The organism is Serratia sp. CY33525 (assembly GCF_052169115.1).
GTDB classification, from domain to species: Bacteria; Pseudomonadota; Gammaproteobacteria; order Enterobacterales; family Enterobacteriaceae; genus Serratia; species Serratia sarumanii.
Genome location: NZ_JBJNLK010000008.1, coordinates 234,666 through 257,263 on the forward strand (window position 1 = coordinate 234,666; position 22,598 = coordinate 257,263).

General features: G+C 54.0%; 38 protein-coding genes. 32 read left to right on the forward strand and 6 right to left on the reverse strand.

The genetic code is table 11. The features are described from left to right. The first annotated feature begins 9 nt into the window (after positions 1–9). The 27 genes from rplB to ACJ8IM_RS19580 all read left to right on the forward strand — a co-directional run bounded on the left by rplB (position 10) and on the right by ACJ8IM_RS19580 (position 13,005). The gene (rplB, locus tag ACJ8IM_RS19450; protein ID WP_004929775.1) at positions 10–834 is read left to right on the forward strand and encodes a 50S ribosomal protein L2; all 825 of its coding nucleotides are present in this window, start codon (positions 10–12) and stop codon (positions 832–834) included. A gap of 14 nt (positions 835–848) precedes the next feature. Further along, positions 849–1,127: a 30S ribosomal protein S19 gene (gene rpsS / locus ACJ8IM_RS19455; protein WP_004929772.1), complete on the forward strand. Its 279-nt coding sequence runs from the start codon at positions 849–851 to the stop codon at positions 1,125–1,127. A 14-nt stretch (positions 1,128–1,141) separates the two neighbouring features. After that, positions 1,142–1,474, forward strand: coding sequence for a 50S ribosomal protein L22 (rplV, locus tag ACJ8IM_RS19460; protein ID WP_002223844.1), 333 nt, complete (start codon positions 1,142–1,144; stop codon positions 1,472–1,474). A 17-nt stretch (positions 1,475–1,491) separates the two neighbouring features. After that, the gene (rpsC, locus tag ACJ8IM_RS19465) at positions 1,492–2,190 is read left to right on the forward strand and encodes a 30S ribosomal protein S3 (protein ID WP_004929766.1); all 699 of its coding nucleotides are present in this window, start codon (positions 1,492–1,494) and stop codon (positions 2,188–2,190) included. Between the two features lie 12 nt (positions 2,191–2,202). Then, a complete protein-coding gene (gene rplP, locus ACJ8IM_RS19470) occupies positions 2,203–2,613 on the forward strand; it encodes a 50S ribosomal protein L16 (RefSeq protein WP_004929764.1) in 411 nt (136 codons plus the stop codon). Next, a complete protein-coding gene (gene rpmC / locus ACJ8IM_RS19475) occupies positions 2,613–2,804 on the forward strand; it encodes a 50S ribosomal protein L29 (RefSeq protein WP_004929762.1) in 192 nt (63 codons plus the stop codon). The genes rplP and rpmC overlap by 1 nt, the downstream gene beginning before the upstream one ends. Next, positions 2,805–3,059 carry a 30S ribosomal protein S17 gene (gene rpsQ, locus ACJ8IM_RS19480; RefSeq protein WP_004929760.1) on the forward strand — a complete coding sequence of 85 codons (255 nt, stop codon included), beginning with the start codon at positions 2,805–2,807 and terminating at the stop codon, positions 3,057–3,059. Positions 3,060–3,231: 172 nt separating this feature from the next. Beyond that, positions 3,232–3,603 carry a 50S ribosomal protein L14 gene (gene rplN / locus ACJ8IM_RS19485; protein ID WP_000613954.1) on the forward strand — a complete coding sequence of 124 codons (372 nt, stop codon included), beginning with the start codon at positions 3,232–3,234 and terminating at the stop codon, positions 3,601–3,603. 9 nt (positions 3,604–3,612) lie between these two features. Beyond that, the gene (rplX, locus tag ACJ8IM_RS19490; RefSeq protein ID WP_004929758.1) at positions 3,613–3,927 is read left to right on the forward strand and encodes a 50S ribosomal protein L24; all 315 of its coding nucleotides are present in this window, start codon (positions 3,613–3,615) and stop codon (positions 3,925–3,927) included. A gap of 14 nt (positions 3,928–3,941) precedes the next feature. Next, positions 3,942–4,481 (forward strand): 50S ribosomal protein L5, encoded by a 540-nt coding sequence (gene rplE / locus ACJ8IM_RS19495; protein WP_033636253.1) that lies wholly within the window; start codon positions 3,942–3,944, stop codon positions 4,479–4,481. 13 nt (positions 4,482–4,494) lie between these two features. Further along, positions 4,495–4,800 (forward strand): 30S ribosomal protein S14, encoded by a 306-nt coding sequence (gene rpsN, locus ACJ8IM_RS19500; RefSeq protein WP_004929754.1) that lies wholly within the window; start codon positions 4,495–4,497, stop codon positions 4,798–4,800. 30 nt (positions 4,801–4,830) lie between these two features. Further along, positions 4,831–5,223 (forward strand): 30S ribosomal protein S8, encoded by a 393-nt coding sequence (gene rpsH / locus ACJ8IM_RS19505; RefSeq protein WP_004929753.1) that lies wholly within the window; start codon positions 4,831–4,833, stop codon positions 5,221–5,223. Between the two features lie 14 nt (positions 5,224–5,237). Next, positions 5,238–5,771: a 50S ribosomal protein L6 gene (gene rplF, locus ACJ8IM_RS19510; RefSeq protein ID WP_004929751.1), complete on the forward strand. Its 534-nt coding sequence runs from the start codon at positions 5,238–5,240 to the stop codon at positions 5,769–5,771. A gap of 9 nt (positions 5,772–5,780) precedes the next feature. Beyond that, positions 5,781–6,134, forward strand: a complete 354-nt coding sequence (rplR, locus tag ACJ8IM_RS19515; RefSeq protein WP_004929748.1) for a 50S ribosomal protein L18 — start codon at positions 5,781–5,783, stop codon at positions 6,132–6,134. A 14-nt stretch (positions 6,135–6,148) separates the two neighbouring features. Next, entirely contained in the window at positions 6,149–6,649 is a 501-nt protein-coding gene (rpsE, locus tag ACJ8IM_RS19520) for a 30S ribosomal protein S5 (RefSeq protein ID WP_004929747.1), read from the forward strand. Positions 6,650–6,655: 6 nt separating this feature from the next. Further along, entirely contained in the window at positions 6,656–6,835 is a 180-nt protein-coding gene (gene rpmD, locus ACJ8IM_RS19525; protein ID WP_048232028.1) for a 50S ribosomal protein L30, read from the forward strand. Positions 6,836–6,838: 3 nt separating this feature from the next. Beyond that, positions 6,839–7,273: a 50S ribosomal protein L15 gene (gene rplO / locus ACJ8IM_RS19530; RefSeq protein WP_004929742.1), complete on the forward strand. Its 435-nt coding sequence runs from the start codon at positions 6,839–6,841 to the stop codon at positions 7,271–7,273. A 7-nt stretch (positions 7,274–7,280) separates the two neighbouring features. Then, on the forward strand, positions 7,281–8,612 hold the full coding sequence (secY, locus tag ACJ8IM_RS19535) for a preprotein translocase subunit SecY (RefSeq protein WP_004929740.1): 1,332 nt from the start codon (positions 7,281–7,283) through the stop codon (positions 8,610–8,612). 33 nt (positions 8,613–8,645) lie between these two features. Further along, positions 8,646–8,762 (forward strand): 50S ribosomal protein L36, encoded by a 117-nt coding sequence (gene rpmJ, locus ACJ8IM_RS19540; RefSeq protein WP_002227352.1) that lies wholly within the window; start codon positions 8,646–8,648, stop codon positions 8,760–8,762. 148 nt (positions 8,763–8,910) lie between these two features. Beyond that, a complete protein-coding gene (gene rpsM / locus ACJ8IM_RS19545; RefSeq protein WP_004929734.1) occupies positions 8,911–9,267 on the forward strand; it encodes a 30S ribosomal protein S13 in 357 nt (118 codons plus the stop codon). A 16-nt stretch (positions 9,268–9,283) separates the two neighbouring features. After that, positions 9,284–9,673: a 30S ribosomal protein S11 gene (rpsK, locus tag ACJ8IM_RS19550; RefSeq protein ID WP_004929731.1), complete on the forward strand. Its 390-nt coding sequence runs from the start codon at positions 9,284–9,286 to the stop codon at positions 9,671–9,673. Positions 9,674–9,703: 30 nt separating this feature from the next. Next, on the forward strand, positions 9,704–10,324 hold the full coding sequence (gene rpsD, locus ACJ8IM_RS19555) for a 30S ribosomal protein S4 (protein ID WP_004929729.1): 621 nt from the start codon (positions 9,704–9,706) through the stop codon (positions 10,322–10,324). Between the two features lie 25 nt (positions 10,325–10,349). Next, on the forward strand, positions 10,350–11,339 hold the full coding sequence (locus tag ACJ8IM_RS19560; RefSeq protein WP_002919219.1) for a DNA-directed RNA polymerase subunit alpha: 990 nt from the start codon (positions 10,350–10,352) through the stop codon (positions 11,337–11,339). Between the two features lie 40 nt (positions 11,340–11,379). Then, entirely contained in the window at positions 11,380–11,769 is a 390-nt protein-coding gene (gene rplQ / locus ACJ8IM_RS19565) for a 50S ribosomal protein L17 (RefSeq protein ID WP_004929726.1), read from the forward strand. A 148-nt stretch (positions 11,770–11,917) separates the two neighbouring features. Continuing rightward, a complete protein-coding gene (locus ACJ8IM_RS19570) occupies positions 11,918–12,292 on the forward strand; it encodes a DUF1992 domain-containing protein (protein WP_033655288.1) in 375 nt (124 codons plus the stop codon). Continuing rightward, positions 12,292–12,723: a Zn(2+)-responsive transcriptional regulator gene (zntR, locus tag ACJ8IM_RS19575; RefSeq protein ID WP_033636251.1), complete on the forward strand. Its 432-nt coding sequence runs from the start codon at positions 12,292–12,294 to the stop codon at positions 12,721–12,723. Before ACJ8IM_RS19570 ends, zntR begins: the two co-directional genes overlap by 1 nt. 75 nt (positions 12,724–12,798) lie before the next feature. Next, positions 12,799–13,005 carry an alternative ribosome-rescue factor A gene (locus tag ACJ8IM_RS19580; protein WP_033639242.1) on the forward strand — a complete coding sequence of 69 codons (207 nt, stop codon included), beginning with the start codon at positions 12,799–12,801 and terminating at the stop codon, positions 13,003–13,005. A gap of 58 nt (positions 13,006–13,063) precedes the next feature. Here the strand turns inward: ACJ8IM_RS19580 and mscL are convergent, their stop codons facing one another. From mscL to def, 5 genes are all read right to left on the reverse strand, one after another. Then, positions 13,064–13,480, reverse strand: coding sequence for a large-conductance mechanosensitive channel protein MscL (gene mscL / locus ACJ8IM_RS19585; protein ID WP_025304493.1), 417 nt, complete (start codon positions 13,478–13,480; stop codon positions 13,064–13,066). A gap of 137 nt (positions 13,481–13,617) precedes the next feature. Then, positions 13,618–14,994 (reverse strand): Trk system potassium transporter TrkA, encoded by a 1,377-nt coding sequence (trkA, locus tag ACJ8IM_RS19590; RefSeq protein WP_033636248.1) that lies wholly within the window; start codon positions 14,992–14,994, stop codon positions 13,618–13,620. Between the two features lie 55 nt (positions 14,995–15,049). Further along, positions 15,050–16,339, reverse strand: a complete 1,290-nt coding sequence (gene rsmB, locus ACJ8IM_RS19595) for a 16S rRNA (cytosine(967)-C(5))-methyltransferase RsmB (RefSeq protein ID WP_033655289.1) — start codon at positions 16,337–16,339, stop codon at positions 15,050–15,052. A 72-nt stretch (positions 16,340–16,411) separates the two neighbouring features. Then, on the reverse strand, positions 16,412–17,356 hold the full coding sequence (fmt, locus tag ACJ8IM_RS19600; RefSeq protein WP_033655290.1) for a methionyl-tRNA formyltransferase: 945 nt from the start codon (positions 17,354–17,356) through the stop codon (positions 16,412–16,414). A gap of 17 nt (positions 17,357–17,373) precedes the next feature. Further along, positions 17,374–17,883: a peptide deformylase gene (gene def, locus ACJ8IM_RS19605; RefSeq protein WP_033636244.1), complete on the reverse strand. Its 510-nt coding sequence runs from the start codon at positions 17,881–17,883 to the stop codon at positions 17,374–17,376. A 133-nt stretch (positions 17,884–18,016) separates the two neighbouring features. Between def and dprA the strand changes: the two genes are divergently transcribed. The 5 genes from dprA to aroE are packed head-to-tail and all read left to right on the forward strand — an operon-like array spanning position 18,017 to position 21,561. Continuing rightward, on the forward strand, positions 18,017–19,138 hold the full coding sequence (gene dprA / locus ACJ8IM_RS19610) for a DNA-protecting protein DprA (protein ID WP_033655291.1): 1,122 nt from the start codon (positions 18,017–18,019) through the stop codon (positions 19,136–19,138). Further along, positions 19,110–19,583, forward strand: coding sequence for a DUF494 family protein Smg (gene smg / locus ACJ8IM_RS19615; RefSeq protein WP_033650013.1), 474 nt, complete (start codon positions 19,110–19,112; stop codon positions 19,581–19,583). Before dprA ends, smg begins: the two co-directional genes overlap by 29 nt. 25 nt (positions 19,584–19,608) lie before the next feature. Beyond that, positions 19,609–20,154, forward strand: coding sequence for a DNA topoisomerase family protein (locus tag ACJ8IM_RS19620; RefSeq protein WP_004929705.1), 546 nt, complete (start codon positions 19,609–19,611; stop codon positions 20,152–20,154). A 7-nt stretch (positions 20,155–20,161) separates the two neighbouring features. Continuing rightward, positions 20,162–20,731: an L-threonylcarbamoyladenylate synthase type 1 TsaC gene (gene tsaC / locus ACJ8IM_RS19625; RefSeq protein ID WP_033655292.1), complete on the forward strand. Its 570-nt coding sequence runs from the start codon at positions 20,162–20,164 to the stop codon at positions 20,729–20,731. 11 nt (positions 20,732–20,742) lie between these two features. Continuing rightward, complete coding sequence (gene aroE, locus ACJ8IM_RS19630) at positions 20,743–21,561, forward strand: shikimate dehydrogenase (RefSeq protein WP_033655293.1); 819 nt, start codon at positions 20,743–20,745, stop codon at positions 21,559–21,561. A gap of 38 nt (positions 21,562–21,599) precedes the next feature. Here aroE and ACJ8IM_RS19635 read toward each other — a convergent pair whose 3' ends face one another. Continuing rightward, positions 21,600–22,142, reverse strand: coding sequence for a gamma carbonic anhydrase family protein (locus ACJ8IM_RS19635; protein ID WP_004929699.1), 543 nt, complete (start codon positions 22,140–22,142; stop codon positions 21,600–21,602). Positions 22,143–22,598 lie beyond the last annotated feature (456 nt).

A 22,598-nucleotide genomic window follows, 5' to 3' on the forward strand; every position in this document is an offset into this window, starting at 1 on the left:
GTAAGAACAATGGCAATTGTTAAATGTAAACCTACATCTCCGGGTCGTCGCCACGTTGTTAAAGTGGTTAACCCTGAGCTGCACAAGGGTAAACCTTATGCCCCGCTGCTGGAAAAACTGAGCAAAAGCGGTGGTCGTAACAACAATGGCCGTATCACCACCCGTCATATCGGTGGTGGCCACAAGCAACATTATCGTCTGGTTGACTTCAAGCGCAACAAAGACGGTATCCCTGCTGTGGTTGAGCGTCTGGAGTACGATCCGAACCGTTCCGCGAACATCGCGTTGGTTCTGTACAAAGACGGCGAACGCCGTTACATCCTGGCGCCGAAAGGCCTGAAAGCTGGTGACCAGATTCAATCTGGCGTTGATGCTGCAATCAAAGCGGGTAACACCCTGCCGATGCGCAACATTCCAGTTGGTTCAACGGTTCACAACGTAGAAATGAAACCAGGTAAAGGCGGCCAGATGGCTCGCTCCGCTGGTGCCTACGTTCAGATCGTTGCTCGTGATGGTTCCTACGTAACTCTGCGTCTGCGCTCCGGCGAAATGCGTAAAGTTCCAGCTGATTGCCGCGCCACCCTGGGTGAAGTCGGTAACGCTGAACACATGCTTCGCGTTCTGGGTAAAGCAGGTGCTGCACGTTGGCGTGGTGTTCGTCCTACCGTTCGCGGTACGGCGATGAACCCGGTAGATCACCCGCACGGTGGTGGTGAAGGTCGTAACTTTGGTAAGCACCCGGTAACTCCGTGGGGCGTTCAGACCAAAGGTAAGAAGACCCGTAGCAACAAGCGTACTGATAAGTTCATCGTACGTCGCCGTAGCAAAAAATAATTAGAGGATAAGCCATGCCACGTTCTCTCAAGAAAGGTCCTTTTATTGACCTGCACTTGCTGAAGAAGGTAGAGAAAGCGGTGGAAAGCGGTGACAAGAAGCCTTTGCGCACTTGGTCCCGTCGTTCAACGATCTTTCCTAACATGATCGGTTTGACCATCGCTGTCCATAATGGTCGTCAGCACGTACCAGTGTTCGTTTCCGATGAAATGGTCGGTCACAAACTGGGTGAATTCGCGCCGACTCGTACTTATCGCGGCCATGCGGCTGATAAAAAAGCTAAAAAGCGCTAAGGTAGGAGGAAGAGATGGAAACTATCGCTAAACATCGCCACGCTCGTTCTTCTGCTCAGAAGGTTCGCCTTGTTGCTGACCTGATTCGCGGTAAGAAAGTGTCGCAAGCTCTGGAAACTCTGACCTACACCAACAAGAAAGCTGCTGGTCTGGTTAAGAAAGTGCTGGAGTCTGCCATTGCTAACGCAGAACACAACGATGGCGCTGACATCGATGATCTGAAAGTTACGAAAATCTTCGTAGACGAAGGCCCAAGCATGAAGCGCATTATGCCGCGTGCAAAAGGTCGTGCAGATCGCATCCTGAAGCGCACCAGCCACATTACTGTGGTTGTGTCCGATCGCTGAGACTCTGGAGACTAGCAATGGGTCAGAAAGTACATCCTAATGGTATTCGCCTGGGTATTGTCAAACCTTGGAACTCTACTTGGTATGCGAATACCAAAGAATTCGCTGACAACCTGGACAGCGACTTTAAAGTTCGTCAATTCCTGACTAAGGAACTGTCGAAAGCTTCCGTTTCTCGCATCGTTATCGAGCGTCCTGCGAAGAGCATCCGTGTGACCATTCACACTGCTCGCCCAGGCATCGTTATCGGTAAGAAAGGTGAAGACGTCGAAAAACTGCGCAAGGTCGTAGCGGACATCGCTGGCGTTCCTGCACAGATCAACATCGCCGAAGTCCGTAAACCGGAACTCGACGCTAAATTGGTTGCTGACAGCATCACTTCTCAGCTGGAACGTCGCGTGATGTTCCGTCGTGCTATGAAGCGTGCAGTACAGAACGCAATGCGTCTTGGCGCTAAAGGTATCAAAGTTGAAGTAAGCGGCCGTCTTGGCGGCGCTGAAATCGCACGTACCGAATGGTACCGCGAAGGTCGTGTTCCATTGCACACTCTGCGTGCGGACATCGACTACAACACATCTGAAGCGCACACCACTTATGGTGTAATCGGCGTTAAGGTATGGATCTTCAAAGGTGAGATCCTGGGTGGTATGGCTGCAGTTGAACAACCGGAACCGGCTGCTCAACCTAAAAAGCAGCAGCGTAAAGGCCGCAAGTAAGGAGAGTCGCTGATGTTACAACCAAAGCGTACAAAATTCCGTAAGGTGCACAAGGGCCGCAACCGTGGTCTGGCGCAAGGTACGGATGTTAGCTTCGGCACTTTCGGTCTGAAAGCTGTTGGCCGTGGCCGTCTGACTGCTCGTCAAATCGAAGCAGCTCGTCGTGCAATGACTCGTGCAGTTAAGCGTCAAGGCAAGATCTGGATCCGTGTATTCCCGGACAAACCGATCACCGAGAAGCCGCTGGAAGTGCGTATGGGTAAAGGTAAGGGTAACGTGGAGTATTGGGTTGCCCTGATCCAGCCTGGTAAGGTCCTGTACGAAATGGACGGCGTGCCAGAAGAGGTTGCCCGCGAGGCATTCAAACTGGCAGCAGCGAAACTGCCGATCAAAACCACCTTTGTAACTAAGACGGTGATGTAATGAAAGCACAAGAGCTGCGTGAAAAAAGCGTTGAAGAGCTGAATGCCGAGCTGCTCAACCTGCTGCGTGAGCAATTCAACTTGCGCATGCAGGCGGCCAGTGGCCAGCTGCAACAAACTCACCTGTTGAAACAAGTGCGTCGTGACGTCGCACGCGTTAAGACTTTACTGACTCAAAAGGCGGGTGTGTAAATGACTGAAGTTATCCGTACCCTGCAGGGTCGTGTTGTTAGCGATAAAATGGAGAAATCCATCGTTGTTGCTATCGAACGTACTGTGAAGCACCCGATCTACGGGAAATTCATCAAACGTACGACCAAACTGCACGTACATGACGAGAACAACGAATGTGGTACCGGCGACGTGGTGGAAATCCGCGAATGCCGCCCACTGTCCAAGACCAAGTCCTGGACGCTGGTTCGCGTTGTAGAGAAAGCGATTCTGTAATAGAGTAGCTGGCTCTCACTTAATAAACGGCTCAGAAAATGAGCCGTTTATTTTTTCTACCCATACCAAGTAAGCGGTGTTATAATGCTGCGCCCTCGGTTATGGGGCTTTTCAACGGCCTAATTTTTACTTGGGTCTTTAAAGTAGTAGTTGACATTAGCGGAGCACTAAAATGATCCAAGAACAGACTATGCTGAACGTCGCCGACAACTCCGGTGCACGTCGCGTAATGTGTATCAAGGTTCTAGGTGGCTCGCACCGTCGCTACGCAGGCGTCGGCGACATCATCAAAATTACCATCAAGGAAGCAATTCCTCGCGGTAAGGTGAAGAAAGGCGATGTTCTGAAGGCGGTAGTGGTGCGCACCAAGAAGGGTGTACGTCGCCCGGACGGTTCTGTCATTCGCTTCGATGGCAATGCATGCGTTATTTTGAACAATAACAGCGAGCAGCCAATCGGTACGCGTATTTTTGGGCCGGTAACTCGTGAACTGCGTAATGAGAAGTTCATGAAAATTATCTCTCTGGCACCAGAAGTACTCTAAGGAGCGAACATGGCAGCGAAGATCCGTCGTGATGACGAAGTTATCGTGATTACCGGGAAAGACAAAGGTAAGCGCGGTAAAGTAAAAAATGTCCTGTCTGCTGGCAAGGTCATTGTTGAAGGCATCAACCTGGTTAAGAAACACCAGAAGCCGGTTCCGGCTCTGAACCAACCAGGCGGCATTGTTGAAAAAGAAGCTGCAATTCAGGTTTCTAACATTGCTATCTTCAACGCGGCTACCGGCAAGGCTGACCGTGTAGGCTTTAGATTCGAAGACGGCAAAAAAGTCCGTTTCTTCAAATCTAACAGCGAAACTATCAAGTAATTTGGAGTAATACGATGGCGAAACTGCATGATTACTACAAAGACGAGGTAGTCAAACAACTGATGTCTCAGTTTGATTACAACTCTGTCATGCAAGTCCCTCGGGTCGAGAAGATCACCCTGAACATGGGTGTTGGTGAAGCGATTGCTGACAAGAAACTGCTGGATAACGCCGCAGCGGACCTGACAGCTATCTCCGGTCAAAAACCGTTGATCACCAAAGCCCGCAAATCTGTTGCAGGCTTCAAAATCCGTCAGGGCTATCCGATCGGCTGTAAAGTAACTCTGCGTGGCGAACGCATGTGGGAGTTCCTTGAGCGCCTGATCTCCATTGCTGTTCCACGTATCCGTGACTTCCGTGGCCTGTCCGCCAAGTCATTCGATGGCCGTGGCAACTACAGCATGGGCGTGCGTGAGCAAATCATCTTCCCAGAAATCGACTATGACAAAGTCGATCGCGTTCGTGGTTTGGATATTACCATTACCACTACTGCGAAATCTGATGATGAAGGCCGCGCGCTGCTGGCTGCTTTTAACTTCCCGTTCCGCAAGTAAGGCAGGGTTACTGATGGCTAAGCAATCAATGAAAGCACGCGAAGTCAAGCGCGTGAAATTAGCTGACAAGTTCTTTGCAAAACGCGCTGAACTGAAAGCTATTATCTCTGATGTGAACGCATCCGATGAAGATCGTTGGAATGCCGTTCTCAAGCTGCAAACTCTGCCGCGTGATTCCAGCCCGTCTCGTCAGCGTAAACGCTGCCGCCAAACTGGCCGTCCACATGGTTATGTGGGCAAATTCGGGTTGAGCCGTATTAAGCTTCGTGAAGCCGCTATGCGCGGTGAAGTACCAGGCTTGAAAAAGGCTAGCTGGTAATTACCAATTGAATCACGGGAGTAAAGACAGATGAGCATGCAAGATCCGATCGCGGATATGCTGACCCGTATCCGTAACGGTCAAGCCGCGAACAAAGTTGCGGTCACCATGCCTTCCTCCAAGCTGAAAGTGGCAATTGCCAACGTGCTGAAGGAAGAAGGTTTTATTGAAGATTTCAAAATCGAAGGCGACGCCAAGCCTGTTCTGGAACTGGTACTGAAGTACTTCCAGGGCAAAGCTGTGGTAGAAAGCATTCAACGTATCAGCCGTCCAGGTCTGCGCATCTACAAGAAAAAAGATGAGCTGCCAAAAGTTATGGCCGGTTTGGGTATCGCTGTTGTTTCTACCTCTAAAGGTGTTATGACCGATCGTGCAGCTCGCCAGGCTGGTCTTGGTGGCGAGATTATCTGCTACGTAGCTTAATTCGGGAGGAAAGAATGTCTCGTGTTGCAAAAGCACCCGTCGTCATTCCTGCCGGCGTAGAGGTAAAACTCAACGGTCAGGTTATTTCGATTAAGGGTAAAAACGGCGAGTTGACTCGTACTATCCACGACGCCGTTGAAGTGAAGCAAGAAGCTAACGCACTGACTTTCGCTCCGCGCGAAGGTTTTGCTAACGCATGGGCTCAAGCGGGTACCACGCGCGCTCTGCTGAACGCAATGGTTGTTGGTGTTACCGAAGGCTTCACCAAAAAGCTTCAACTGGTAGGTGTTGGTTATCGTGCTGCCGTTAAAGGCAACGTGGTGAATTTGGCCCTGGGCTTCTCTCACCCTATCGATCACCAGCTGCCGGCAGGTATCACTGCTGAATGCCCAAGCCAAACTGAAATCGTGCTGAAAGGCGCTGATAAGCAGGTAATTGGCCAGGTAGCAGCAGATCTGCGTGCTTACCGTCGTCCTGAGCCTTACAAAGGCAAAGGTGTTCGTTACGCCGACGAAGTCGTGCGTACCAAAGAGGCTAAGAAGAAGTAAGGTAACACTATGGATAAGAAATCTGCTCGTATCCGTCGTGCGACCCGCGCACGCCGCAAGCTCCAAGAGCTGGGTGCAACCCGCCTGGTGGTACATCGTACCCCGCGTCACATTTACGCACAGGTGATTGCTCCAAACGGTTCTGAAGTACTGGTAGCCGCTTCTACTTTAGAAAAAGCTATCGCGGAGCAACTGAAGTATTCCGGTAACAAAGACGCAGCAGCAGCCGTAGGTAAAGCTCTGGCTGAGCGCGCGTTGGAAAAAGGGATTGCGAAAGTATCCTTTGACCGTTCCGGTTTCCAATATCATGGTCGAGTCCAGGCACTGGCAGATGCTGCCCGTGAAGCTGGCCTTCAGTTCTAAGGAAGAGGTTTAAGATGGCTCACATCGAAAAACAAGCTGGCGAACTGCAGGAAAAGCTGATCGCGGTAAACCGCGTATCTAAAACCGTAAAAGGTGGCCGTATTTTCAGCTTTACCGCACTGACTGTAGTTGGTGATGGTAACGGTCGCGTTGGTTTTGGCTACGGCAAAGCACGCGAAGTTCCAGCAGCGATCCAGAAAGCGATGGAAAAAGCCCGTCGCAACATGATGAACGTCGCGCTGAACAGCGGCACCCTGCAGCACCCTGTTAAGGGCGCTCACACGGGTTCTCGCGTGTTCATGCAGCCTGCTCATGAAGGTACCGGTATCATCGCGGGCGGTGCAATGCGCGCCGTTCTCGAAGTTGCTGGGGTGCACAACGTATTGGCTAAAGCTTATGGTTCCACCAACCCGATCAACGTGGTTCGTGCAACTATCGACGCTCTGGCGAATATGAAGTCTCCTGAAATGGTCGCTGCTAAGCGTGGTAAATCCGTTGCCGACATTCTGGGGTAATTGACCATGGCTAAGACTATTAAAGTTACACAAACTCGCAGCTCAATTGGCCGTCTGCCGAAGCATAAAGCTACTCTGCTCGGTCTGGGTCTGCGTCGTATTGGTCACACCGTAGAGCGCGAGGATACTCCTGCTGTTCGCGGTATGGTCAACCTGGTTTCCTACATGGTTAAAGTTGAGGAGTAACAGATGCGTTTAAATACTCTGTCTCCGGCTGAAGGTGCCAAGCATGCGCCTAAGCGTGTAGGTCGTGGTATTGGTTCTGGCCTGGGTAAAACCGGCGGCCGTGGTCACAAAGGTCAGAAGTCTCGTTCTGGCGGTGGCGTACGTCGTGGTTTCGAAGGTGGTCAGATGCCTCTGTACCGTCGTCTGCCGAAATTCGGCTTCACTTCACGCAAAGCGATGATCACGGCAGAAGTTCGTCTGTCTGAACTGGCTCTGGTTGAAGGCGATGTTATCGACCTGAACGCGCTGAAAGCCGCTAACGTAGTTGGTGTCCAGATCGAATTCGCGAAAGTTGTACTTTCTGGCGAAGTCGCTCGTCCGGTAACCCTGCGTGGTCTGCGTGTCACCAAAGGCGCTCGTGCTGCTATCGAGGCTGCTGGCGGTAAAATTGAGGAATAAGTAGCAGATGGCTAAGCAACCAGGATTAGATTTTCAAAGTGCTAAAGGCGGGCTCGGCGAGCTGAAGCGCAGACTTTTGTTTGTCATCGGCGCGCTGATTGTCTTCCGCATCGGCTCTTTCATTCCGATTCCTGGTATCGATGCCACTGTGCTTGCCAAATTGCTTGAGCAGCAGAGAGGCACTATCATTGAAATGTTTAACATGTTCTCTGGTGGTGCCCTCAGCCGTGCTTCTATCTTTGCTCTGGGGATCATGCCGTATATCTCGGCGTCGATCATTATCCAGCTGCTGACGGTGGTTCATCCAGCGTTGGCGGAAATCAAGAAAGAAGGGGAGGCTGGCCGTCGCAAGATTAGCCAGTACACCCGTTACGGTACGCTGGTATTGGCCATATTCCAGTCGATCGGTATTGCTACCGGTCTGCCGAATATGCCTGGTATGCAGGGCCTGGTGTTAAATCCAGGCTTTGCATTCTACTTTACTGCGGTTGTGAGCCTGGTAACCGGGACAATGTTCCTGATGTGGCTGGGTGAGCAGATTACTGAACGCGGTATCGGCAACGGTATCTCGATCATTATCTTCGCGGGTATTGTAGCGGGGCTCCCGCCGGCAGTGGCCCATACTATCGAGCAAGCGCGGCAAGGCGACCTGCACTTCCTCCTGCTGCTGTTGGTTGCAGTATTGGTGTTTGCAGTAACCTTCTTCGTTGTTTTCATCGAGCGTGGTCAACGTCGTATCGTCGTTAACTATGCGAAGCGTCAACAAGGTCGTCGTGTTTATGCAGCACAGAGCACACATTTACCGTTGAAAGTGAACATGGCGGGTGTTATCCCGGCGATTTTCGCTTCCAGCATTATTCTGTTCCCGGCCACGATTGCATCATGGTTTGGGGGCGGTACCGGTTGGAACTGGCTGACTACGATTTCGCTGTATTTGCAGCCAGGGCAACCGCTTTATGTGTTACTCTATGCGTCTGCAATCATCTTCTTCTGTTTCTTCTACACGGCGTTGGTCTTCAACCCGCGTGAGACAGCAGATAACCTGAAGAAGTCCGGTGCCTTCGTACCAGGAATTCGTCCGGGAGAGCAAACGGCGAAGTATATCGATAAAGTAATGACGCGTTTAACCCTGGTGGGCGCGATGTACATTACTTTCATCTGCCTGATCCCGGAGTTCATGCGTGATGCAATGAAAGTACCATTCTACTTTGGTGGTACCTCGCTACTGATCGTGGTTGTCGTCATCATGGACTTTATGGCTCAAGTGCAAACTCTGATGATGTCAAGTCAGTACGAGTCTGCATTGAAGAAAGCAAATCTGAAAGGCTATAACCGCTAGTCAGATTCGTTTGAGAAGTTACGGAGAGTAAAAATGAAAGTTCGTGCTTCCGTCAAGAAATTATGTCGTAACTGCAAAATCGTTAAGCGTAACGGTGTCGTTCGTGTGATTTGCAGCGCCGAGCCGAAGCATAAACAGCGTCAAGGCTGATTATCTCGCATATTTTTCTTGCAAAGTTGGGTTGAGCTGGCTAGATTAGCCAGCCAATCTTTTGTATGTCGCACTGCAACACTATTTGAGTATCCTGAAAACGGGCTTTTCAGAATGGTGTTGCTGTATAAAATAGTAGGAGTGCATAGTGGCCCGTATAGCAGGCATTAACATTCCTGATCATAAACATACCGTTATCGCCTTAACGTCGATCTTCGGTATCGGTAAAACCCGTTCACAGGCTATCTGTGCATCCACGGGTATTGCTGAAAATGTTAAGATCAGTGAGCTGTCTGAAGAGCAAATCGAAAAGCTTCGTGATGCAGTTGCCAAATACACCGTTGAGGGTGATTTGCGTCGTGAAATTACCCTGAGCATCAAGCGTCTTATGGACCTTGGTTGCTATCGTGGTTTGCGTCATCGTCGTGGTCTGCCGGTACGCGGTCAGCGCACCAAGACCAACGCTCGTACCCGTAAGGGTCCGCGCAAGCCGATCAAGAAATAATCGGGGTTATTGAATAATGGCAAAGGCACCTGTTCGTACACGTAAGCGTGTAAGAAAGCAAGTCTCTGACGGCGTGGCTCATATCCATGCTTCTTTCAACAACACCATCGTTACCATCACTGATCGTCAGGGTAATGCTTTGGGTTGGGCAACAGCCGGTGGTTCCGGTTTCCGTGGTTCTCGTAAGTCCACTCCGTTCGCAGCACAGGTTGCAGCAGAACGTTGTGCTGACGCAGTAAAAGAATACGGTATCAAGAACCTGGAAGTTATGGTTAAAGGACCTGGTCCTGGTCGTGAGTCTACTATCCGCGCTCTGAACGCGGCTGGTTTCCGCATCACTAACATTACTGATGTGACTCCGATCCCTCATAACGGTTGTCGTCCGCCGAAAAAGCGCCGCGTGTAACGCAGCTTTTAGGATTGTTGGAGAAAGAAAATGGCAAGATATTTGGGTCCTAAGCTCAAGCTGAGCCGTCGTGAGGGCACAGACCTGTTCCTTAAGTCTGGCGTTCGCGCGATCGATTCCAAGTGTAAAATTGAACAAGCACCTGGTCAGCACGGTGCGCGTAAACCGCGTCTGTCTGATTACGGTGTTCAGTTGCGTGAGAAGCAGAAAGTTCGCCGTATGTACGGCATTCTGGAGCGTCAATTCCGTAACTATTACAAAGAAGCAACCCGCCTGAAGGGCAACACCGGTGAAAACCTGTTGCAGCTGCTGGAAGGTCGTCTGGACAACGTTGTTTACCGTATGGGCTTCGGCGCTACTCGTGCAGAGTCACGTCAGCTGGTTAGCCACAAAGCAGTTATGGTAAACGGTCGCGTTGTTAACATCGCTTCTTATCAGGTATCTCCGAATGACGTAGTCAGCATCCGCGAGAAAGCTAAAAAGCAGTCTCGTGTTAAAGCTTCTCTGGAGCTGGCTGAGCAGCGTGAAAAGCCGACTTGGCTGGAAGTTGATGCTGCTAAGATGGAAGGCGTGTTCAAGCGTATGCCTGAACGTACCGATCTGTCTGCGGACATTAACGAACACCTGATCGTCGAGCTTTACTCCAAGTAAAGCTTAGTACCAAAGAGAGGACACAATGCAGGGTTCTGTGACAGAGTTTCTAAAACCGCGCCTGGTAGATATCGAGCAAGTCAGTTCGACGCACGCCAAGGTGACCCTTGAGCCTTTAGAGCGTGGCTTTGGCCATACTCTTGGCAACGCACTGCGCCGTATTCTGCTTTCATCTATGCCGGGTTGCGCGGTGACCGAGGTTGAGATTGATGGTGTACTGCATGAGTACAGCACCAAAGAAGGCGTACAGGAAGATATCCTGGAGATCCTGCTCAACCTGAAAGGGCTGGCGGTGAGAGTTCAAGGCAAAGACGAAGTTATTCTTACCCTGAATAAATCTGGCATTGGCCCTGTGACCGCTGCCGACATCACCCATGATGGTGATGTCGAAATCGTCAAGCCTCAGCACGTGATCTGCCACCTGACTGATGAGAACGCGGCTATCAGCATGCGTATCAAAGTTCAGCGCGGTCGCGGTTATGTGCCGGCTTCTGCCCGAATTCATTCGGAAGAAGATGAGCGCCCAATCGGTCGTCTGTTGGTTGACGCCTGCTACAGCCCTGTAGAGCGTATCGCCTACAATGTTGAAGCTGCGCGTGTAGAACAGCGTACTGACTTGGATAAGCTGGTCATCGAGATGGAGACCAATGGCACGATCGATCCTGAAGAGGCGATCCGCCGTGCGGCCACCATTCTGGCTGAACAACTTGAAGCTTTCGTTGACCTGCGTGATGTACGTCAGCCGGAAGTTAAAGAAGAGAAACCGGAATTCGATCCGATCTTGCTGCGCCCTGTTGACGATCTGGAATTGACTGTCCGCTCTGCTAACTGCCTCAAGGCAGAAGCTATCCACTACATCGGTGATCTGGTACAGCGTACCGAGGTTGAGTTGCTGAAAACGCCAAACCTGGGTAAAAAATCTCTTACCGAGATTAAAGACGTGCTGGCCTCACGTGGTCTGTCTCTGGGCATGCGCCTGGAAAACTGGCCGCCGGCAAGCATTGCTGACGAGTAACCGGATCACAGGTTAAGGTTTTACTGAGAAGGATAAGGTCATGCGCCATCGTAAGAGTGGTCGTCAACTGAACCGTAACAGCAGCCATCGCCAGGCTATGTTCCGTAACATGGCCGGCTCTTTGGTTCGTCATGAGATCATCAAGACGACCCTGCCAAAAGCAAAAGAGCTGCGTCGCGTTGTTGAGCCGCTGATTACTCTTGCCAAGACCGACAGCGTAGCTAATCGTCGTCTGGCATTCGCCCGTACTCGTGATAACGAGATCGTGGCAAAACTGTTTAACGAGCTGGGCCCGCGTTTCGCGAGCCGTGCCGGTGGTTACACTCGCATTCTGAAGTGTGGCTTCCGCGCAGGCGACAACGCGCCGATGGCATACATCGAGCTGGTTGATCGTGCTGAGTCTCAAGCAGAAGTAGCAACTGCAGAGTAATCTGTAGACGCGTAAAAAAACCGGGCTTGCCCGGTTTTTTTACGTCCAAACCCAGCCAAATGTGCGTAATTCCCCCGCTGCGCTTAAGATCCCCGCCCCTATCCGCTATGCTAAGGTTTAATCATTAGGCTAACCGAGGCTGTCTTTCATGGGGCTGCTCGATCAATGGGCGGAACGTCATATCCTTGATGCCCAGGATAAAGGCGAGTTTGACAATCTGCCCGGCCAGGGCCAACCGTTGGCGCTGGAAGATGACAGCGCGGTGCCGGCTGAACTGCGCGCCGGTTACCGTTTGCTGAAAAATGCCGGTTACCTGCCGCCGGAGCTGGAAGATCGCAAAGAGGCATTGACCGTTGCTCGTTTGCTGCAAGGGATTAACAGTGAGCATCAGGACTATGTCGAACTCAGCAAACGCATGGCGCTGCTGGAGCACCGGTTGCGTCAGGCTGGGATGAGTACGGCTTTCTTGCATGGTGAATATCAGCGTGCATTGGACGGCAAATTCACCCGGGAGGAGAAGTAATGTTCAAGATAGGTCAGTTGGCCAAGCTTGCCGAAGTGACGCCGGATACCGTGCGTTACTATGAAAAGCAGGGCATGATGGATCACAATGTCCGCACCGAAGGTGGTTATCGGCTCTACACCGAGCAGGATCTGCAGCGGCTGCGCTTCATTCGCTATGCCAAGCAGCTGGGATTTACTCTGGAAACGATCGCTGAGCTGCTGTCGATCCGCGTCGATCCTGAACATCATACCTGCCAGGAGTCGAAGTCGATCGTCGATGCGCGCCTGAGCGAAGTGGAAAGCAAGTTGGCGGAGCTGACTCGCATGCGCGAATCGCTGAAGCGGCTGAGTGATGCCTGCTGCGGTACTGCCCATACCAGCAATTATTGTTCTATTCTGGAAGCCTTGGAACAGGGCGCCAGCGATGAAAAAGGCAAAAAAGGTTGCTGACGGCACTTTAATTTTTATACCGCCGGCAGTATTATCGCCCCGTTTTATCACCACACCTTTTACAGGAGCATTATCATGACGAAATATCGTCACACTAAAGGTCAGATTCAAGATAACGCCATTGAGGCGCTGCTGCATGATCCGCTATTCCGTCAACGAGTAGAAAAGAATGTGAAAGGCAAAGGCAGCTATCGGCGTAAAGAAAAACACAACAAAGGCGGTAACTGGGAGGCCAGTGGTAAACTATCAAGCGATAATTTACCACTGGCCTTCTGGTTTTAAGGCATTAAAAAAGCCACCTTCGTCAGGTGGCTTTTTATTGGCATAACCAAACGCTGTTTTACAGTTTTGGCTGCTGTTGCTGGCTCAGCAGGTCACGGATTTCCGTCAGCAGTTTCTCTTCTGCGGTAGGTGCTGGCGGCGCTGCCGGCGCTTCTTCCTGCTTGCGGCGCATTTTGTTCATCAATTTAATTGCCAGGAAGATGGCGAAGGCGACAATCACGAAGTCGAATACGGTTTGAATGAATGAACCGTAGTTCATTACCACCGCCGGTACGGCGCCCTGAGCTTCACGTAATACCAGATGGAATTGTTTAAAGTCGACGCCGCCGATCAGTAACCCCAGTGGTGGCATGATGATATCGGCCACGAAGGACGAAACAATCTTGCCGAATGCGGCACCGATAATCACACCGACGGCCAGATCGACCACGTTGCCACGCATGGCAAATTCGCGAAACTCTTTCAACATACTCATAGAACGCACCCCTTGCAGAATTAATAACTCAAGTTTAACAAAGCAATTTCCCTTTGCCACAAAAGGAGAGAAGTTTTATCTCCTCCCAAGGCAGAGAACAACTACGCGATTATAGACCACCGCCTAATAAATTCGTTCTACAAGAAGAACGGGCTCGGTTGGAACAAGCGTTCAACGTCCGGCACGAATTTCTTGTCGGTAATAAACATGATGACGTGATCGCCCTGTTCGATTTTGCTGTTGCCGTTGGCGATGATCACGTCGTCGCCACGTACGATCGCGCCGATGGTGGTACCCGGTGGCAGCTTGATGTCTTCGACGATGCGGCCGACCACTTTGGACGTGCTTTCATCGCCGTGGGCAATCGCTTCGATCGCTTCCGCCACGCCGCGGCGCAGCGACGAGACGCTGACGATATCCGCTTTGCGCACGTGCCCCAACAGGGCGGAGATGGTCGCCTGCTGCGGCGAAATGGCGATATCGATCACGCTGCCCTGCACCAGATCGACATAGGCGCGGCGCTGGATCAAGACCATCACCTTCTTGGCGCCCATGCGCTTGGCCAGCATGGCGGACATGATGTTGGCCTCATCGTCGTTGGTGATGGCGATGAAGACATCCACCTGTTCGACGTGCTCTTCGGCCAGCAGCTCCTGGTCGGAGGCATCGCCGTAGAACACGATGGTATCGTGCAGCTGCTCGGCCAGTTCGGCGGCGCGTTGCTGGTTCCGCTCGATCAGTTTGACGTTGTAGTCTTTTTCCAGCTTGGCGGCCAGGCCGGCGCCGACGTTGCCGCCGCCGACGATCATGATGCGCTTATAGGGTTTTTCCAGCCGCTGCAGTTCGCTCATCACCGCGCGGATGTGCTGTGATGCGGCGACGAAGAAGACTTCATCACCGGCTTCGATAATGGTCGAGCCTTGCGGACGTATTGGTCTGTCCTGGCGGAAAATAGCGGCGACGCGGGTGTCGATATGCGGCATGTGTTCGCGCATCGAAGAGAGCGCATTGCCGACCAGCGGGCCGCCGTAATAGGCTTTAACCGCAGCGATGCTGACCTTGCCTTCGGCGAAGTTGACCACCTGCAGCGCGCCCGGGTATTCAATCAGCTTGTAGATATAGTCGATGACCAGCTGCTCCGGTGAAATCAGATGGTCGATCGGCACCGCTTCCGGCAGGAACAGTTTCTCCGACTCGCGGATATATTCCGGCGCGCGGATACGGGCGATGCGGTTGGGGGTATTGAACAGAGAATAGGCGATCTGGCAGGCAACCATGTTGGTTTCGTCGGAGTTGGTGACGGCGACCAGCATGTCAGCGTCTTCTGCGCCGGCTTCGCGCAGCACCCGAGGATGAGAGCCGTGCCCCTGAACCACCCGCAGATCGAATTTATCCTGCAGCTGACGCAGCCGGCCGGAATCGGTATCGACGACGGTGATATCGTTGTTTTCACCCACCAGGTTTTCCGCCAGCGTCCCGCCAACCTGACCGGCACCAAGAATAATTATTTTCATCGTGTTCTCTGCTTCACACTGAAAGACTTAGGGCGCGCACGCACACCCCGAAGCATTACATTTTAATCAGCTTAGCGTAAAAGAAGCCATCGCCGTCCTCGGGATGCGGGATATTCTGCCGCCCCGGCCGCTGCGCATCGCCGGTTTCAACCAGCTTGGCATCGGCGTGGCGCTGCAAGAACGCGGCGATCTGGCTGCTGTTTTCATCTGGCAGGATAGAGCAGGTAGCGTAAACCATCACGCCGCCCGATTTCAGATGGGGCCAGACGGCTTCCAGGATGTCGGCCTGCAGCGCGGCGAGTTCGGCGATGTCGCGATCGCGGCGCAGCCATTTGATGTCGGGGTGACGGCGGATCACGCCGGTGGCGGAACAAGGCGCGTCCAGCAGGATCCGGTCGAACAGCTTGTCACCGCACCATTGCTGCGGGGTGCGGCCATCGCCCAGCTTAACCTCTGCGTGCAAACGCAGGCGCTGCAGGTTTTCCTTCACCCGCGCCAGGCGCTGTTCGTCGATATCGACCGCCATGACGTGCGCTTTCGGCGCCGCTTCCAGAATATGCGTGGTTTTGCCGCCAGGCGCGGCGCACAAATCGAGGATCTGTTCACCGTCTTGCGGATCCAATAGATCGACACAGCCCTGGGCTGAGGCATCTTGCACGGTGACCCAGCCGTCGGCGAACCCAGGCAGATCGGTCACGGCGCAAGGCGCCAGCAAACGCACCGCGTTGGCATAGTCTGAATGAGGCTCCGCGGCGATGCCTGCGTCGGTCAGCAACTGCAGATAAGCTTCGCGGGTGTGATGCAGGCGGTTGACGCGCAGCCACATTGGTGGCTTCTGGTTATTGGCGTCGACGATCTGTTCCCAGTTGGCGGGATAGGCTTGTTGAATGCGTTTCAGCAACCAGCTCGGGTGCAGATAGCGGCTGTCATTGTTGGCGGCGCGCTGCAGCAGCTCTTCCTGCTGGCGCTGGAATTGCCGCAAGACGCCGTTAATCAGGCCTTTCAACTGTGGGCGTTTCAGCGCCACCGCGCCTTCCACGGTTTCGGCCAATACGGCGTGCGGCGGGATACGGGTATACAGCAGCTGATACAGGCCGACCATCAGCAGATAGTGCAGCGTACGCTGTTTGCCGGTCAGCGGCTTGGCCATCAATTGTTGAATGCACCATTCGAGCTGCGGCAGCACGCGCAACGTGCCGAAGCACAGTTCCTGCAGCAACCCGCGGTCCTTATCGCTGATGGCGGTTTGGAGTGTTGGCAGGACAGTGCTGAGCGACTGCCCTTGATCCAGCACCTGGCCGATGGCTTTGGCAGTGATGCTGCGGAGATTGTAATTATTTTTCATAGGCTGAAGCTGATAACGATCGGCATTAAGAAAATAACGGCCCGGCGATGAACGGCCGGGCAGTGGGGTGACTTACAGCCGGTTACCCGGGGTAAACCATTCACGGCGTGAATTTAACAGGTCCTGCGCCGACATCGGTTTCTTGCCGGCGGGCTGCAGTTGGATCAGATTGAGGATGCCGTCGGCGGTCGCCACCTGAATGCCGTGCTTGTCGGCATGGACAACGGTGCCCGGCTCCGCATTGGCGCTTTGCGCCAGTACGCTGGCTTGCCAGACTTTCACCGGTTGCTCATCGATGGTGAAGTAGCTGATCGGCCAAGGGTTGAAAGCGCGGATGCAGCGCTCCAGTTGTTCGGCGGACAGTGTCCAGTCCAGGCGAGCTTCTTCTTTGCTCAGCTTCTCGGCGTAGGTGACCAGCGCGTCGTCCTGCACTTCGCGGGTGGCGCTGCCGTCGGCCATTTGGCGCAGCGTCGTCAGCATGCCCTGCGGGCCGAGCTGCGCCAGCTTGTCGTAGAGACTGGCGCTGGTATCGCTGCTCTCAATCGGGCAGGCAATCTTGTGCATCATGTCGCCGGTATCGAGACCGACGTCCATCTGCATGATGGTCACGCCGGTTTCGCTGTCGCCGGCCCAGAGCGAGCGCTGGATCGGCGCCGCACCGCGCCAGCGAGGCAGCAGTGAGCCATGTACGTTGATGCAACCGAGACGCGGCATATCCAGCACCGCCTGCGGCAGGATCAGCCCGTAGGCAACCACCACCATCACGTCGGCGTTAAGATCGGCCACCAGGCGCTGGTTCTCTTCGGGGCGCAGCGATTTGGGCTGAAATACCGGCAGTTGGTGTTGCTCAGCCAGCACTTTTACCGGGCTTGGCGTCAGCTTGTTGCCGCGGCCTGCCGGGCGGTCGGGCTGGGTAAAAACGCCGACAATCTGGTGCTCAGATGACAACAGCGCGTCAAGATGACGCGCTGCGAAGTCTGGTGTTCCGGCGAAAATAATCCGTAAAGAGTCAGACACGTTGATTTCCTGATCGGTTAGGCGCGGGCTTGAAGCTTGGCCATTTTTTCCAGTTTCTGACGAATGCGCTGACGCTTGAGCGGCGACAGGTAATCGACGAACAGTTTGCCCATCAGGTGATCCATCTCGTGCTGGATGCAGATCGCCAGTAGATCGTCTGCTTCCAGTTCGAAAGGTTTGCCTTCGCGATCCAGCGCGCGGATCTTCACCTGCGCGGCACGTGGTACCAACGCACGCTGCTCGGGAATGGAAAGACAGCCTTCCTCGATGCCGGTTTCGCCGCTCTTTTCCAGCAGCTCGGGGTTGATCAGCACCAGGCGCTGATCGCGATTCTCGGAGACGTCGATCACGATAATGCGCTGATGGATATCCACCTGAGTCGCAGCCAGGCCAATGCCTTCCTCTGCGTACATGGTTTCAAACATATCATCCACGATGCGCTGGATATCTGCATTGACTTCTTTTACCGGCGCTGCGATTTTGCGCAGACGCTCGTCTGGGAAATGTAATACCTGCAAGACTGACATATATCTTTAGATCTGTATCCGAGTAATGAACGAGGTTTAACCTCTATTCTAGACATTTCCCGGCCTGATTGACAGCATTGCGCACCAATTGCTCAGATTGGTAATACCACCATTTTTGCTGAGGGAACAGACGATGCGGCCGGAAGAGATCGCTTTACGGATGCGAGGGGTAACGGGGCTGCAGACCGTCGTGGCCAGCCGGATCGTGCGGCAGCTATCGCAAATGGGGCGCGAGCCTCGCAGCGCGTTGCGTGAACTGGGATTGAACGAGCGGCAGCGGGCGCAGTTCAACCAAGCGGATCCCGCTTATCTGGCGGCCAGCCTGCGTTGGCTGGAACTGCCGGCGCACCGTATGCTGAACTATGGGGCGGCCGGCTATCCGGAACGCCTGGCCCAGATCGACGATGCGCCGCTGTTTTTGCTGATCGAGGGCGATCCTCAAGCGTTGCTGCGCCCGCAGCTCGCCATGGTTGGCAGCCGGCAGTTCAGCCACTACGGCGAGCGTTGGGCCAATCATTTCGCCGCGGAATTGGCGCGTTGCGGTTTCACCATCACCAGCGGTTTGGCGATCGGCATCGACGGCATTTGCCATCGCGCAGCGCTGGCGGCCGGCGGTTGCACGGTAGCGGTATTGGGCAGCGGGTTGGCCAATGTTTATCCACGCCGGCACCGCAGGCTCGCGGAGCAGATTGTCGAGCAGGGCGGCGCGGTGATTTCGGATCATTTGGTCACCGATTTGCCTCTGGCCGACCATTTTCCGCGCCGCAACCGCATTATCAGCGGGCTGAGCCAGGGCGTTCTGGTCATAGAAGCCTCGTTGCGCAGCGGTACCCTGGTGACGGCCCGCTATGCGCTGGAGCAGGGGCGTGAGGTATTCGCCTTGCCGGGGCCGTTAGGGAACCCGATGAGCGAAGGCACGCACTGGCTAATTCAGCAGGGCGCGCATCTGGTTACCGGGCCGAAAGATATCGCAGAATTGCTGGGAAGCGGCCTTCAATGGCTGTCACTGAACGAAAATACAACTATTTGTGCGTCGCAGGCTGAAGTTGAATTGCCATTTGCCGATGTGTTGGCTAACGTAGGAGATGAGGTGACACCTGTTGACGTCGTCGCTGAACGTGCCGGCCAACCTGTGCCAGTGGTGGTAATCAAGTTACTCGAACTGGAGTTAGCAGGGTGGATCGCAGCTGTACCCGGCGGCTATGTCCGAATAAGGAGGGCAAGCCATGTTCGACGTACTCATGTACTTGTTTGAAACTTATATCCACAATGAACCAGAGATGCGCGTCGATCAGGATCAACTGACCGATGATCTCGCCCAGGCGGGGTTTCATCGGGATGATATCTACAACGCGTTGAATTGGCTTGAGAAGCTGGCTGACCTGCAAGAAGGTCAAAATGCGCCTTACTTTATGGATGCCGATCCGCTGGCAATGCGGATCTACACCGAAGAGGAAAGCGCGCGTTTGGACGCCGGCTGCCGTGGTTTTCTCCTGTTCCTGGAACAGATTCAGGTATTGAACCTCGAAACCCGTGAAATGGTTATCGACCGCGTTATGGCTTTGGATAATGCGGAATTCGATCTCGAAGATCTGAAATGGGTCGTGTTGATGGTGCTGTTTAATATTCCCGGATATGAAAGCGCCTATCAGCAAATGGAAGAACTGTTGTTTGAAGTGAACGAAGGTTATCTGCATTGAGCCGATAACGCGCATAGAAGACGTTATGACAAAAAACGCGATTTTTGCCGCCAGGCAAAATGAACCCTGTCCGGAATGCGGGGCCGAGCTGGTGATCCGTAGCGGTCGCCACGGCCCCTTCCTCGGCTGTTCCCAGTACCCTGAATGCCAATATATTCGGCCGCTGAAAGCGCAGGCCGACGGGCATGTCGTCAAGGTGCTGGATGGGCAGCAGTGCCCGAAGTGTCAGGCGACGTTGGTGCTGCGCCAGGGGCGTTATGGCATGTTTATCGGTTGCAGCGATTATCCGCAGTGCGATCACACTGAAGTGATCGATAAGCCTGATGAAACCGCCATTACCTGTCCGCAGTGCGGTCAGGGCAAGCTGTTGCAGCGTAAATCGCGCTACGGCAAGGTTTTTCATTCCTGCGATCGTTATCCGGAATGCCAGTTCGCCCTCAATGTTAAACCCGTCGCCGGTGAATGCGCCTATTGCCATTACCCGCTGCTGATGGAAAAACGTACGGCAAAAGGCCCCGTCCTGTGCTGTGCCAGCAAGCTGTGCGGAAAACCCGTGGCGACTACAGAATAATCACATCATGAACTCAGAATTAAGCCCGAACCTTTTATCTATCATCGATGCTTTGCATCAACAGCAGGTGATTGCCTATCCCACCGAAGCGGTATTCGGCCTGGGGTGCGATCCCGACAGCGAACAGGCGGTCAATGCTTTGCTGGCATTGAAACAGCGGCCGTGGGAAAAGGGGCTGATTCTGATCGCCGCCGACTATGCGCAGCTTAAGCCCTATATCGACGACAGCGCGCTCAGCGAACAGCAGCGCGTGACGATGTTCGCCAGCTGGCCTGGGCCGGTAACCTGGGTGTTGCCTGCCCGGCCGGAGACGCCACGTTTACTGACCGGGCGTTTCAGCTCGCTGGCGGTGCGCGTTAGCGATCACCCGTTGGTGCAGCAACTGTGCCGGCAGTACGGCAAGCCACTGGTATCGACCAGTGCCAATCTCAGTGGGCAGGAGCCGTGCCGCAGTGCGGATGAAGTCGCGCGGCAATTCGGCGAGGCTTTCCCGGTATTGGCCGGCGAGGTGGGTGGCCGTCTTAATCCTTCCGAAATCAGAGATGCTCTGACCGGCGAACAGATCCGTCAGGGCTAGAGGTAATGGGCATGGAGAAGTTTGCGGTATTTGGCAACCCTATTGGTCACAGCAAGTCGCCGCGAATTCATGCGCTGTTCGCTGCCCAGACTGGCATTGAGCATCCTTATGGAGCGGTGTTGGCGCCGTTGGACGGTTTTGAAACCAGCCTGCAGGCGTTTATCCACGCCGGAGGGCTGGGGGCGAACGTCACGGTGCCTTTCAAAGAGCGCGCTTATGAGGCCGCTTCCGAGCTGAGCGAGCGCGCAGCGATGGCCGGCGCGGTCAATACCCTGAAGGTATTGCCGAATGGCGGTCTGCTGGGGGACAACACGGACGGCATCGGTTTGCTGACCGATCTGCAGCGTCAGCAATTGATCCGGCCGCAGGATCGCATCTTGCTGGTGGGGGCCGGCGGCGCGGCGCGCGGCGTGATTCTGCCGCTGCTGTCTTTCGGCTGCCGGCTCACGATCACCAACCGCACCTTCAGCCGCGCCGAGGAGTTGGCCGACGCTTTCCGGCATCTGGGAGAGATCTCGGCGGCGCCGATGGATCAACTGAATCAGCAAGCGTTCGATCTGGTGATCAACGCGACGGCGTCCGGCATCAGCGGGGAGATCCCGGCCTTGCCCGCGGGCGTAGTCAACGCGCAAACCCGTTGCTATGACATGTTCTATCAGCAGGGCGTCACGCCGTTCCTGGCCTGGGCGCAGCAGCAAGGGGCAACGGAATATGCCGATGGGCTGGGTATGCTGGTGGGGCAGGCGGCGCATGCTTTCCTGCTTTGGCACGGAGTGATGCCAGAGATCGAGCCGGTATTGCGCCAGCTGCGCAGCGAACTGGCGGCATAATTCCCACCCCGTTCTCTATATAGGGAACGGGGTGGCCGTCAGATGTCTTCCGACAGATATTCATCTTTCCAACGCACATAGTTGTTAGAAGAATAAAGCAATCCTTCCAACTCGGCGGCGGTCAACGGCCGAACCTGGCGTGCCGGGCTCCCCATATAAAGATAGCCGCTGGCCAGCCGTTTGCCCGGCGCTACCAAACTGCCGGCGCCAATCATTACGTCGTCTTCTACTACTACACCGTCCAACAGGATCGATCCCATACCGACCAGCACCCGGTTGCCGATGGCGCAGCCGTGCAGCATCGCTTTATGGCCCACGGTCACGTCTTCCCCAATCAGCAAGGGATAACCGTCGGGGTTATGTTCGGAGCGGTGAGTCACGTGCAGTACGCTGCCGTCCTGAATATTGCTGCGTGCGCCGATCTTTACCGCATTGACGTCGCCGCGGATGGCTACCAGCGGCCAGATGCTGACGTCATCCGCCAGATCGACGTCGCCGATGACGACGCTGGAAGGATCGATCAGGACGCGCTGACCGAGTTTAGGGGTGTATTGAAGATAAGAACGTACTGCATCGGACATAGTGCTGCCTCACGTCGGGATCATATTTACCGGCAATACTAGACTCTGGCGATGGAATTACAACCAATCGCAGCACCGGATCCTGTGGAAAATGGCCCTGATCGCACAAGATCCACCCGGAAGGGCTGAAAAGTGTGCAAACAGAAAGAAAAGATCAAAAAAGGGGTTGTGCAAAAAACTCGGATCCCTATAATGCGCCTCCATCGACACGGCGCAAGTGATTCACTTCACACAGCGGCCGGGAAGAAAGAGAAAAAATCCTGAAAATTAGGGTTGACTCTGAAAGAGGAAAGCGTAATATACGCCACCTCGAGTTAGCAAGCGAAAGCGCCTAACTCACTGCTCTTTAACAATTTATCAGACAATCTGTGTGGGCACTCCACAAGACGATATCCAGCATCCTCGGATGCAAAAAAATATCAAGTCTTGAAGAGTGACTAACTGAAGTAAAATTCA

Excerpts from the sequence above, each read along its gene's own strand:
- rplF (WP_004929751.1), top strand. The coding sequence starts at position 5,238 with ATGTCTCGTGTTGCAAAAGCACCCGTCGTCATTCCTGCCGGCGTAGAG.
- rplE (WP_033636253.1), top strand. The coding sequence starts at position 3,942 with ATGGCGAAACTGCATGATTACTACAAAGACGAGGTAGTCAAACAACTG.
- aroE (WP_033655293.1), top strand. The coding sequence starts at position 20,743 with ATGGAGAAGTTTGCGGTATTTGGCAACCCTATTGGTCACAGCAAGTCG.
- rplB (WP_004929775.1), top strand. The coding sequence starts at position 10 with ATGGCAATTGTTAAATGTAAACCTACATCTCCGGGTCGTCGCCACGTT.
- rpsN (WP_004929754.1), top strand. The coding sequence starts at position 4,495 with ATGGCTAAGCAATCAATGAAAGCACGCGAAGTCAAGCGCGTGAAATTA.
- tsaC (WP_033655292.1), top strand. The coding sequence starts at position 20,162 with ATGAACTCAGAATTAAGCCCGAACCTTTTATCTATCATCGATGCTTTG.
- ACJ8IM_RS19635 (WP_004929699.1), bottom strand. The coding sequence starts at position 22,142 with ATGTCCGATGCAGTACGTTCTTATCTTCAATACACCCCTAAACTCGGT.
- rplX (WP_004929758.1), top strand. The coding sequence starts at position 3,613 with ATGGCAGCGAAGATCCGTCGTGATGACGAAGTTATCGTGATTACCGGG.
- smg (WP_033650013.1), top strand. The coding sequence starts at position 19,110 with ATGTTCGACGTACTCATGTACTTGTTTGAAACTTATATCCACAATGAA.
- rplV (WP_002223844.1), top strand. The coding sequence starts at position 1,142 with ATGGAAACTATCGCTAAACATCGCCACGCTCGTTCTTCTGCTCAGAAG.
- mscL (WP_025304493.1), bottom strand. The coding sequence starts at position 13,480 with ATGAGTATGTTGAAAGAGTTTCGCGAATTTGCCATGCGTGGCAACGTG.
- rpsE (WP_004929747.1), top strand. The coding sequence starts at position 6,149 with ATGGCTCACATCGAAAAACAAGCTGGCGAACTGCAGGAAAAGCTGATC.
- rpsS (WP_004929772.1), top strand. The coding sequence starts at position 849 with ATGCCACGTTCTCTCAAGAAAGGTCCTTTTATTGACCTGCACTTGCTG.
- rpsC (WP_004929766.1), top strand. The coding sequence starts at position 1,492 with ATGGGTCAGAAAGTACATCCTAATGGTATTCGCCTGGGTATTGTCAAA.
- rpmJ (WP_002227352.1), top strand. The coding sequence starts at position 8,646 with ATGAAAGTTCGTGCTTCCGTCAAGAAATTATGTCGTAACTGCAAAATC.
- rplQ (WP_004929726.1), top strand. The coding sequence starts at position 11,380 with ATGCGCCATCGTAAGAGTGGTCGTCAACTGAACCGTAACAGCAGCCAT.
- rpsD (WP_004929729.1), top strand. The coding sequence starts at position 9,704 with ATGGCAAGATATTTGGGTCCTAAGCTCAAGCTGAGCCGTCGTGAGGGC.
- rsmB (WP_033655289.1), bottom strand. The coding sequence starts at position 16,339 with ATGAAAAATAATTACAATCTCCGCAGCATCACTGCCAAAGCCATCGGC.
- zntR (WP_033636251.1), top strand. The coding sequence starts at position 12,292 with ATGTTCAAGATAGGTCAGTTGGCCAAGCTTGCCGAAGTGACGCCGGAT.
- ACJ8IM_RS19560 (WP_002919219.1), top strand. The coding sequence starts at position 10,350 with ATGCAGGGTTCTGTGACAGAGTTTCTAAAACCGCGCCTGGTAGATATC.
- dprA (WP_033655291.1), top strand. The coding sequence starts at position 18,017 with ATGCGGCCGGAAGAGATCGCTTTACGGATGCGAGGGGTAACGGGGCTG.
- trkA (WP_033636248.1), bottom strand. The coding sequence starts at position 14,994 with ATGAAAATAATTATTCTTGGTGCCGGTCAGGTTGGCGGGACGCTGGCG.
- rplN (WP_000613954.1), top strand. The coding sequence starts at position 3,232 with ATGATCCAAGAACAGACTATGCTGAACGTCGCCGACAACTCCGGTGCA.
- secY (WP_004929740.1), top strand. The coding sequence starts at position 7,281 with ATGGCTAAGCAACCAGGATTAGATTTTCAAAGTGCTAAAGGCGGGCTC.
- rpmD (WP_048232028.1), top strand. The coding sequence starts at position 6,656 with ATGGCTAAGACTATTAAAGTTACACAAACTCGCAGCTCAATTGGCCGT.
- def (WP_033636244.1), bottom strand. The coding sequence starts at position 17,883 with ATGTCAGTCTTGCAGGTATTACATTTCCCAGACGAGCGTCTGCGCAAA.
- rplP (WP_004929764.1), top strand. The coding sequence starts at position 2,203 with ATGTTACAACCAAAGCGTACAAAATTCCGTAAGGTGCACAAGGGCCGC.
- rplO (WP_004929742.1), top strand. The coding sequence starts at position 6,839 with ATGCGTTTAAATACTCTGTCTCCGGCTGAAGGTGCCAAGCATGCGCCT.
- ACJ8IM_RS19570 (WP_033655288.1), top strand. The coding sequence starts at position 11,918 with ATGGGGCTGCTCGATCAATGGGCGGAACGTCATATCCTTGATGCCCAG.
- rplR (WP_004929748.1), top strand. The coding sequence starts at position 5,781 with ATGGATAAGAAATCTGCTCGTATCCGTCGTGCGACCCGCGCACGCCGC.
- ACJ8IM_RS19620 (WP_004929705.1), top strand. The coding sequence starts at position 19,609 with ATGACAAAAAACGCGATTTTTGCCGCCAGGCAAAATGAACCCTGTCCG.
- rpsK (WP_004929731.1), top strand. The coding sequence starts at position 9,284 with ATGGCAAAGGCACCTGTTCGTACACGTAAGCGTGTAAGAAAGCAAGTC.
- rpsH (WP_004929753.1), top strand. The coding sequence starts at position 4,831 with ATGAGCATGCAAGATCCGATCGCGGATATGCTGACCCGTATCCGTAAC.
- rpsQ (WP_004929760.1), top strand. The coding sequence starts at position 2,805 with ATGACTGAAGTTATCCGTACCCTGCAGGGTCGTGTTGTTAGCGATAAA.
- rpmC (WP_004929762.1), top strand. The coding sequence starts at position 2,613 with ATGAAAGCACAAGAGCTGCGTGAAAAAAGCGTTGAAGAGCTGAATGCC.
- ACJ8IM_RS19580 (WP_033639242.1), top strand. The coding sequence starts at position 12,799 with ATGACGAAATATCGTCACACTAAAGGTCAGATTCAAGATAACGCCATT.